The sequence below is a fragment of the Variovorax sp. LG9.2 genome (assembly GCF_035018885.1).
GTDB lineage: Bacteria > Pseudomonadota > Gammaproteobacteria > Burkholderiales > Burkholderiaceae_C > Variovorax.
The window spans coordinates 1-878 of record NZ_JASJXB010000096.1 but is presented as its reverse complement, the minus strand read 5'-3'; the positions used below and the strand labels follow the sequence as shown (position 1 = coordinate 878).

Below are 878 nucleotides of genomic sequence, written 5' to 3'. Positions count from 1 at the left end.
GTCTTCGTCATCTGCGTTCTCCTTGTCTGAATTGAAACACTCAGCAAGGGGTACGTTTTTCGGGGGCAAGGTCAGATCGACCGGTAACGGCGTGTCGATCAACAAATGCAAATGCCCGTGACTACCGACGGTTTTTCCGGCCGGAACGATGCCGACATTGGAAGCGCCGAAGCGCGCAACGAACGGTGATTCGACGGATTGCCCATCCTTGAGATTGGAGAAGTACAGCTCCTTGCCGAATTTGCGCGCTGGTGAAAGCCACGGGCTCACGATGCGATCGGCTTCTTCTGCAGCTGGCGACTCGCCCGGTGACTGCAGTTCCTGCAGCGTTTGCGCACTGATGCATGCTGCGGCGCAGCACAGGACTAGCGCTAGCAACGATCGTTCGCAGAAACGAATTCGTGCGAGGGGCAGAAGGCCACTGAACAGCATCTTTTGACGTAATTATTTGTAAGAGATGGATCATCACATCTGATTGATTCGATAAATTCTCGAAGCGAATATGACCCTAAAAATTTAGGGGAACTTCTACAGTTCTGCGGAGCAAGTGGAAAAACTGTGACGGAACATGTTTATGTCCCGCGCGGCTGTGAAGGGCGTGACTCGTGATTTATTGAACATTTCCGCACGCCTCAAACACGCGCAAAAAGATCAGCTTCAGTGGAGCAACTGACCTTATCTGAGGCCACGCTGCTCAAGTGGGAACTTGACATGCTGCACGCAATTCTCACTGCATGAGGCAACGGACCTTTACGGTTGCCGGTAATCAGTAAGCGGCCAGCCGTCCCACCTTGACGGCATTTAGCGAAGCCCGTTAAGCGATGTGTTGATCAGTTTGCGGGCTGCCAGAGGTGCGGAAGCAACTCGTCTGTGCGGCT

General features: G+C 53.2%; 1 pseudogene. It reads right to left on the bottom strand.

Going from position 1 to position 878, the window contains the following annotated elements:
• Nucleotides 1–270, bottom strand: a pseudogene (locus QN413_RS27055) (hypothetical protein); the annotation flags it as partial.
• Nucleotides 271–878 lie beyond the last annotated feature (608 nt).